Annotated in this window: 8 protein-coding genes and 1 pseudogene; 8 read left to right on the top strand and 1 reads right to left on the bottom strand. The window is 57.9% G+C overall.

Translation table 11 applies throughout. The features are described from left to right. The first annotated feature begins 723 nt into the window (after positions 1-723). Positions 724-1443, top strand: a complete 720-nt coding sequence (locus BM177_RS18860; protein WP_091686770.1) for a hypothetical protein — start codon at positions 724-726, stop codon at positions 1441-1443. Between the two features lie 215 nt (positions 1444-1658). Here BM177_RS18860 and BM177_RS18855 read toward each other — a convergent pair whose 3' ends face one another. Further along, positions 1659-1943: a DUF427 domain-containing protein gene (locus BM177_RS18855; protein ID WP_091686774.1), complete on the bottom strand. Its 285-nt coding sequence runs from the start codon at positions 1941-1943 to the stop codon at positions 1659-1661. Positions 1944-2679: 736 nt separating this feature from the next. On the opposite strand from BM177_RS18855, the gene pstS reads away from it, so the two are divergent. The 7 genes and pseudogenes from pstS to BM177_RS18825 all read left to right on the top strand — a co-directional run. Further along, entirely contained in the window at positions 2680-3714 is a 1035-nt protein-coding gene (gene pstS / locus BM177_RS18850; RefSeq protein WP_091686772.1) for a phosphate ABC transporter substrate-binding protein PstS, read from the top strand. A 21-nt stretch (positions 3715-3735) separates the two neighbouring features. Then, positions 3736-3843 (top strand): annotated as a pseudogene (locus tag BM177_RS18845) (arsenate reductase/protein-tyrosine-phosphatase family protein); the annotation flags it as partial. A 102-nt stretch (positions 3844-3945) separates the two neighbouring features. Continuing rightward, entirely contained in the window at positions 3946-4854 is a 909-nt protein-coding gene (locus BM177_RS18840) for a metalloregulator ArsR/SmtB family transcription factor (protein WP_091686767.1), read from the top strand. A gap of 59 nt (positions 4855-4913) precedes the next feature. Beyond that, positions 4914-5297, top strand: a complete 384-nt coding sequence (gene arsD / locus BM177_RS18835; protein ID WP_091686764.1) for an arsenite efflux transporter metallochaperone ArsD — start codon at positions 4914-4916, stop codon at positions 5295-5297. Positions 5298-5315: 18 nt separating this feature from the next. Then, positions 5316-7088, top strand: coding sequence for an arsenical pump-driving ATPase (gene arsA, locus BM177_RS18830; RefSeq protein ID WP_091686762.1), 1773 nt, complete (start codon positions 5316-5318; stop codon positions 7086-7088). A gap of 173 nt (positions 7089-7261) precedes the next feature. Beyond that, complete coding sequence (locus tag BM177_RS19755; RefSeq protein WP_139223747.1) at positions 7262-7576, top strand: hypothetical protein; 315 nt, start codon at positions 7262-7264, stop codon at positions 7574-7576. Between the two features lie 183 nt (positions 7577-7759). Further along, the coding region (locus BM177_RS18825) for a ParB/Srx family N-terminal domain-containing protein (protein ID WP_244532452.1) at positions 7760-8010 on the top strand (251 nt) is incomplete at its 3' end.

The raw sequence follows: 8010 nt of genomic DNA, 5'->3' as shown, positions 1-8010 counted from the left end.
CGATCACAAGAGCATCGCCTGCTTTGAGCGCCGTTTCGCTGGCGGACGAGTGAACCCCTGAAAGCCCGCGGAGAGAATTCCAGGACGCCGTTGGCCGAGATCAGGCGAAGCGCCGTCTCTGCGCTCGGACCGTCAACGCGCGGTCCGCAAACCCCCGGAATTCGCTAAGAAATTGCCGCGCGCCAGCACTATGAAGCAAATCCATGTCAAATAATTAATTACTGGCTGACGACGCAGTCTCTCGCGAACCGGTCTCGCCGCGAATTCCCTGTAAAACAGGGAATTTTTCTAATAAACGGGCCTCTCTGAGACATTTTGACGCGAGATATGACGTTAATTCAATAGTCTAGGCGCTATTCCTTGTCGCTCTTAACAGGGAAAATATTTGGCTCGAACAGGGAATAAACGTCGCTGATCAGGGATTCGTTTTATCCAACAAGGATGATCTGCTCTGAACGGCCTTTATTGCGCCAAAGCGGGCAGCAGTCGCAGCTTTCCGTGTCGAGCGGCTTTGGTCAGCGGTCACTTCGAGAGCGAGCGAGCAACGTCACGAGATTTGCTCTATATTCCAAGCAAAAAAGACGGATGCTCACTAAATACTTTCGCGAGGAGCTGGGGGATCTTTTCCGGTAGAAATGGGCTTTTTCCAAAGCGCGAGAGAATTGATTGCCCAGCCGTCAATGCCAAATCACTCGTGCGGGCTCGAGCAAACGAGAATAGACGATGTCGACCATTGACATAGCAAATCATAATGACGGCCTGACTCTGCTCGATCTGAAAAGGGCGCTCGAAGATGAAATTTGGTTTTGGGCGGTCGCCGAAGCTTATGCAAAGGGACAGATGCAATCCGATAATTCTCGCGAGGGCATAATCAACGGCTATTACAAACAATATCCGGACATGAAGGCGTATGTCGACGATCACGTTTCGAACCGGACCTGTCTGTTTGCCATCCGCGAAATGCGAAAAAGAAAGCAAGATCGCAAGCAGGCCATGGACGCACAGCGTATGGCTGCATCGTCGCCGCGCCCCATCTACCCAGAATTGAAGTGGATGGCGCCGCTTAAGGCCAAACCAATCGCTATTGAATCCAATTTTGGACGCCCACTGCCGCCACCTATCTGGGGAATTCCGCCGGACCAACTTGAGCGGGCCTTAGACGCTCTTCCGGACGAACCGTCCGGACCGACCGTCACAGCACCCTCGACTGCCGGTTTAGCGGTCTATGAAACAGGGTTGCCGGGCAGACCGACGAGTTGGTCCTTCGTGGAAACCGAGGTGCGCCGTCGCTTCCGGCCCGATGGCCCGCCTAAGTCGACAGCGGAGTGGGCGCGAGACATGCGCGCATGGCTTACGGAAAAACATCCGAGCGTAGCCCTGCCAACTGAAAAGACATTAAGAAACCGACTGGCCCCCTTAATTCGTGAGTTAAAAGCATCATAAAAAGCGGGCTATCCGGAGTTGATTGTGTTTGCTGCAATGCTAAAGGCCGCCGAGCGAATTTAGATGCATGTGGTTTGTCGCCTGAAAACGTGGATTCTGAGTTCGCAAACGGACCGATTTGGGCCTCTGGCGCGGCAGTAACCGACCCAAGCTCGTCGTGCCAAGCCGAGTCCCGATTCTCCGAAGCGGAAAGTTCCGAGATCGTCATCCGCCGCTCAGGCCACGATTTTCACGCCTTTCCAGAAAGCGATCCTTCCAGAGATGCTTTTCGCAGCAGGTTTTGGATCGGGATAATACCAGGCTGCATCGACGTTTGTCTGGCCGTCGACGAGAAGCGAGTAATAATGGGCTTCGCCCTTCCAAGGGCAGTGCGTGCGTGTTTCGCTCGGCTGAACGAATTCCTGCCGCACAGCGTCCGGAGGGAAATAATGATTGCCTTCGACGATCTCGGTGCGCTCCGACTCGGCGATAATCTTTCCGTTCCAAACGGCCTTGATCATGTTCGTCTCCGCGCCGACGGACGCGCCTCGCGTCCCGCATGGGTTATTGTGCTCATAATACAGTAGTCCAAGAATAGTGCCGATTTTAATCTCGTAGGTGGCGAACGAGATGACTACCAATGGCAGCTATCCCAGCGGCACACTTTAACAACGGAGAGGCAGAAACCGACCTAAGATGGTCGTCCGCAGGCTGGGCTTCCATTCTCCGAAACGGTCATTTACGAGCTTGGGGTGCCGGCTGTGGAGCGCCCATTTCGGCCGTCCAGCCGACCTTAGTAGCTGTACCAAGCGGTCGGCTTCATTACGGAAGGATCGAGACCGGCTAATCCTATCATAGCGAGATACCCGGACGCTCCGCCCTGGCCGACCGAGGCGTAGAGCGCCGCAGTCATTCTCGCCAAATAGTGACAGCACGCAAACCTCGATCTGCTACTCGCGCCGCTCTCGGGTTCACCGATACTATTATTTACGCTGAGTGTCGCACAGCTCTCCCAGAAAAGGCTCGGCAGCGGCTATTTCATCTCTGGCGCAAACGACGCGTCTCGATACGTTCCATTCTAGTGAGCCCTGATCGAGAGCTCCCCGGCGGTAAAACTGACGCTCTAGAGGGAAGCTGATTCGCCCAAAGCGGCCATTTTGCTCACCCCCGCGGAATGTTTTAGGCGCGGCCTTGATTTATCAATATATCGATGCTATTCGATATATTGATAAATACGCCGAGCGGGAGGAAATCGCCATGGTCACGCGTCGCATTGTTCTTCGTGACTCGCTGCTCGCCGGAGGAACGGCTTTGATCGCTTTGTCGCTCTCTCAATTCGGCGCGGTCGCGGAAGAAAGCCTCTCGATCCACGGGGCGGGATCAACGTTTTCAGCGCCGCTCTATAAAAAATGGATTGAGGTTTTTCAGCGGGATCACGACCAGGTTTCGCTGAGCTACGACGTCGTGGGAAGCGGCGAGGGTGTGGCTCGCTTTGTCCATGGATCGGTCGATTTCGGAGCGACCGATGTTTTGCCTGGCGAGGCGACGTTTGACGGAGTAGAGCGCGGCGTCATCGCGGTTCCCGTCACCGCCGGCATGATCGTGCTGGCGTACAATCTCCCCGGCCTGACCGGCGCGCTGAAACTGTCGCGGGAGGCCTATTCCGCCATCTTCACGGGCGCGATCAGAAAGTGGGACGATCCCCGCATTCTGGAAACCAACACAGATCTTGATTTGCCGGACACCGATATCGCCGTGGTGGTCCGGCAGGACAGCAGCGGAACCACCGCTGCGTTCACCAGCCATCTGGTCGCGATCGGTTCGAGCTGGCAGGCGGCAGGAGCTGGCGAGGGCTTTTCGATCGAGTGGCCGGCGGCGGCGATGCAGGGCAAGGGCAACGAAGGCGTCGCGTCGAAGATCAAGATTAGCGAAGGCTCAATCGGCTTCGTCGAGTATGGTTTTGCGAAGCGCCTCGGTTTGAAAATGGCGATTCTTGAGAATGCCGCAGGCGAGTACGTCACGCCAAACGAGGCAGCCGGGATGGCGGCGTTGCTGGCTTCACGCAGCGGCTCCACCGCCAACCCGCCCGGAGACGCCTCCTACCCCATCGTCACCATGAGCTGGCTGCTTCTCTACAAGAAATATGACTCGCCGCGGAAAGCTTCTGCGCTGAAGGATTGGATCCGATGGGGCCTGACGAAAGGTCAGACGTTCGCGGCGGATCTCGGCTATATCCCTCTTCCGCCTGAGACGGCGGGCCTCGCGCAGCGCGCTCTCGACTCGCTCTCTTAGGAAACGGACGAGGAGACCGTCATGCCGGAAAAGGTTTTCAATGTCCTGTTTCTCTGTACAGGCAATTCGGCGCGATCGATTTTGGCCGAGGCCATCTTGAACAGGCACAGCCAGGGGCGGTTCAAGGCCTCTAGGCTGTCGCTTCAAAAACGGCTCGATGCAATAGGCGAAAGGACTCCGGCTTGACGTCGTGTTCAAGCGCAAAATCGCGCTTTGCGAGGTGATGAATTGATGAAACCTGCGGCGTATAAGGTCGTGTCAGATCGTTTCGAGGGAAAGGATGCCGTAGAGGTGCTGGCGGCGCTTGCTCAGCCATTGCGGCTGGAGTTATTCCGCCTGCTTGTCCGCTACCTCCCTTATGGGCTCGCGGCCGGGGAAATTGCTCGGCTCCTTGCGATCCCGCAAAACACGCTTTCAAACCATTTGTCGATCCTGGACCATGCCGGGCTCATTCATTCCCGTCGGGACGGCCGCTCGATCATCTACGCCGCCGATAAGGAGCTACCGCTGCGGCTTGCCGCTTTCCTGACAGAAGATTGCTGTCAGGCGAGCGGCCGGACATGTGGTCCAGACACGAAACCGTTCCCTGCAAAACGCGAGGCTCATATGGCGAGCAAGACCTACAATGTTCTGGTGCTGTGCACTGGCAATTCAGCGCGCTCGATCTTGGCTGAGGCAATTCTCAACAAGGAGGGTGCGGGACGCATCAAGGCATTCTCGGCGGGAAGCAGGCCGAAGGGCGAGCCTAACCCCCATGCCATCGCTCTCCTGCGGGATTTGGACTATGACACGTCGGCGTTCCACTCTAAAAGCTGGGAGGAGTTCAGCAGGCCGACTGCGCCGAAGATGGATTTTGTTTTGACGGTTTGCGATTCCGCGGCAGGGGAATCATGCCCTTATTGGCCCGGTCATCCTCTGGTCGCCCATTGGGGCATTCCGGATCCTGCGGCAATCGACGGAACGGACGCGGAAAAGCGTGCGGCCTTCATGGAAGCCTACCGGCGTCTCGTCGCCCGGATTACGGCCTTCGTCAATCTGGATCTTGAACAGCTCGACCTTGCTTCCCTGAAGGAGCGGCTGTCCGCCATCGGCGCGATGGAGGGGGCGACTGACATGGCCTTGAGCGGCAAAGCAGCCTAACCACCATTCCCCGCCCGGCTGACGCAGGTATCAGCTCAGATCATTGACGGAGTATTCCCATGAAAGCGATTCAGGTTTTTGACCCGGCCCTTTGCTGCAGCACAGGCGTATGCGGCGTCGATGTGGACCAGGCTTTGGTCAGCTTTTCCGCGGATGCGGACTGGGCCAAACAGAATGGCGCCCAAATTGAACGCTTCAACCTGGCCCAGAACCCCTTGGCGTTTGCAGACAATTCCACCGTTAAAGGCTTTCTGGAGCGCGCCGGGCAAGAGGGGCTGCCCTTGATCCTTGTCGATGGAGAAGTGGCTATGGCCGGCCGCTACCCTAATCGCGCCGAACTCTCCCGTTGGGCCGGCCTCGCAGAAGCGCCGGTCAAGCCGATCGAAGTAGCCCCAATCGAAGCCAAGCAAGGCGGGTGCTGTGGCGGCGCCTCCAAGTGCTGATTTAAACAAAGGGACAAAATGAAATTTCTTGAACAGCCCCCGCGTTTCCTCTTTTTCACCGGCAAAGGGGGCGTGGGCAAGACCTCAATTGCCTGCGCGACGGCGATCCAGTTCGCCGAGGCCGGGCGGCGCGTCCTTCTGGTCAGCACAGATCCGGCCTCGAATGTGGGTCAGGTCTTTGGCGTTGAGATCGGCAATCGGATCACCGCCATCCCCACCGTGCAGCGCCTCCATGCGCTGGAAATAGACCCGCAAGCGGCGGCCCAGGTCTATCGTGACCGCATTGTGGGGCCGGTGCGCGGCGTGCTCCCCGACGCCGTGGTCAAGGGTATTGAGGAACAGCTCTCAGGAGCATGCACGACAGAAATCGCGGCTTTCGATGAGTTCACCGCACTGTTGATTGATCCCGCCCTGACCTCTGATTACGACCACATCATCTTCGATACGGCGCCGACCGGACACACAATCCGGCTGCTCCAACTGCCCGGCGCATGGAGCGGTTTTCTCGATGAGGGCAAGGGCGACGCCTCATGCCTCGGCCCTTTAGCAGGGTTGGAAAAGCAGCGCGCTCAATATAACGCCGCCGTTCAATCGCTGTCAGACCCGCAACGCACCCGCCTCGTTCTCGTCGCCCGCGCTCAGCCATCCGCGTTGCGCGAGGCCGCCCGAACCCATACCGAACTCGCGGCGATTGGGCTCAACCGACAATATCTTGTGATCAACGGATTACTTCCGGCGGAGGAGGCGGCGCTGGACGAACTGGCCGCCGCGATTTGTAAACGGGAGCAGGCGGCATTGACCGCCATGCCCGACGAGTTGCGAGCGCTCCCTTGCGATCATGTCGCGCTCAAACCCTTCAATCTCGTGGGGCTTCCTGCGCTGCGCCAGTTGCTCTCTTCACCGATTGAACAGGCGGCGGCGACCACCGCTGACGGGCAGGTAAAGTTCGATGCGCCCTCGATATCCGATCTCGTTGACGATATCGCGGCCGACGGCCACGGCCTTGTGATGGTCATGGGCAAGGGCGGCGTCGGAAAAACCACCTTGGCGGCGGCAGTCGCCGTGGAGCTGGCCCATCGCGGACTGCCGGTGCATCTCACAACGTCCGATCCGGCCGCGCATCTGGGTGAGACGTTGCATGGTTCAATGAGCAATCTCACCGTCAGCCGCATTGATCCTCACGCCGAAACCGAGCGCTATCGCCAGGATGTTCTGGCCGCAAAAGGCGCGAAGCTCGACGCCGAAGGCCGCGCTCTTTTGGAAGAGGATTTGCGTTCACCCTGCACCGAGGAAATCGCGGTGTTCCAGGCCTTCTCACGCGTTATCCGCGAGGCGGGCGCAATTTTCGTCGTGATGGATACGGCTCCGACTGGCCATACCCTGCTGCTGCTCGACGCTACGGGAGCGTATCACCGTGAAGTCGCACGCCAGCTGGACCCGTCGGGGGTCCGCTATAAGACCCCCATGATGCATCTGCAGGATCCCAAACAGACCAAGGTGCTGCTTGCGACCTTGGCCGAAACGACGCCGGTTCTTGAAGCCGCCAGTCTGCAAGCTGATTTACGGCGGGCGCGAATCGAACCCTGGGCATGGATCATAAACAATAGCGTGGCGGCGGCGCGGCCAAAATCGCCTTTGTTGCGTCAGCGAGCCCATAATGAGCTTAAGGAAATCACCGCTGTCGCCACCCATCACGCCCGGCGCTACGCGGTCGTTCCACTTCTCAAGGATGAGCCAATCGGCGTCGATCGGCTTCTCGAGTTGGTCGGTCGCGTGAGTGAGGCAGTCTGATTGTCCCTTTGGCTAGTCCAGTTAGACTGGCCCACGTCACAAAGGGAGAACTAACAAACGGGCGCCTCCAAACCCGATGCGGCTGCTTCGGGTTTGTGTGAAAGCACGAACATCGACTCCGCCATCCTTTACCTCTCCGCGACTGCGATTGTGCGGGAATGACATGACCGATTATGAAGCAACCGTATTTCCCAGCGCCCGAGCAAAATGACCGCATCGCGCCCGCCCATGCCATAAACAGAACGGCTGTTTACCAAATTGGAGGCCCGGGAGCGGACCGTCGCAAAACCACCCACTCCAGCCGTTCGGAAGCCGTGACGCACGCCTCGGTCTGGAAACCCATTTTGCCCGGAAATAATCCATTAGGTGAAGTTCACGTTTCACGTATTGCTGCCGAAACACATCAGAATCCGGATAGCCAAAATAGCTTGGAAAGCTGCCCGAAATTTTCGCGTATTCGGAATTTCGGGCGGCTTTTTCGGGAATGAACGCCGCGATATCTTTCTCTATCAGCACTGAAAAGGCGTGAAAGAGGAACATACTATGCGGCCAATGAATGATGGCGGCCGTCGCCGCCGCGTCCGCGAAATAAAAACCAGGTCAACGTTTCGGCAGATCCGCGAACGGCGTCGTTTAGTTAGTTGCAATCGGGGGATCTGGCGGGGGCGCCCGTGACCAAGACTCGCGCCCACAAACTCAAATCTCTCCCGATCGGGGAATTGTCCGCAAACCCCGGCAATCCACGCAAGCACGGCAGGGAACAGATCAGGGCGATCGCCCGCAGCATCGAAGCCTTTGGCTTCAATGCGCCGATTCTGATCGACAGAAACAAACAATTGATCGCCGGCCACGGCCGCTTCGAGGCGGCGAAACTGCTCGGGCGTTCAGAGATCCCGGTCATCTGTCTCGACCATCTAAGCGA

Origin of the sequence: Methylocapsa palsarum, assembly GCF_900114285.1 — a bacterium.
Taxonomy (GTDB): Bacteria; Pseudomonadota; Alphaproteobacteria; order Rhizobiales; family Beijerinckiaceae; genus Methylocapsa; species Methylocapsa palsarum.
The sequence above is the reverse complement of the archived record's forward strand: the minus strand, read 5'-3'. Positions and strand labels throughout refer to the sequence as shown.

Bases quoted from the DNA above. Each gene is read 5' to 3' on its own strand.
- BM177_RS18860 (WP_091686770.1), top strand. From the start codon at position 724: ATGTCGACCATTGACATAGCAAATCATAATGACGGCCTGACTCTGCTC.
- BM177_RS18855 (WP_091686774.1), bottom strand. From the start codon at position 1,943: ATGATCAAGGCCGTTTGGAACGGAAAGATTATCGCCGAGTCGGAGCGC.
- pstS (WP_091686772.1), top strand. From the start codon at position 2,680: ATGGTCACGCGTCGCATTGTTCTTCGTGACTCGCTGCTCGCCGGAGGA.
- BM177_RS18840 (WP_091686767.1), top strand. From the start codon at position 3,946: ATGAAACCTGCGGCGTATAAGGTCGTGTCAGATCGTTTCGAGGGAAAG.
- arsD (WP_091686764.1), top strand. From the start codon at position 4,914: ATGAAAGCGATTCAGGTTTTTGACCCGGCCCTTTGCTGCAGCACAGGC.
- arsA (WP_091686762.1), top strand. From the start codon at position 5,316: ATGAAATTTCTTGAACAGCCCCCGCGTTTCCTCTTTTTCACCGGCAAA.
- BM177_RS19755 (WP_139223747.1), top strand. From the start codon at position 7,262: ATGAAGCAACCGTATTTCCCAGCGCCCGAGCAAAATGACCGCATCGCG.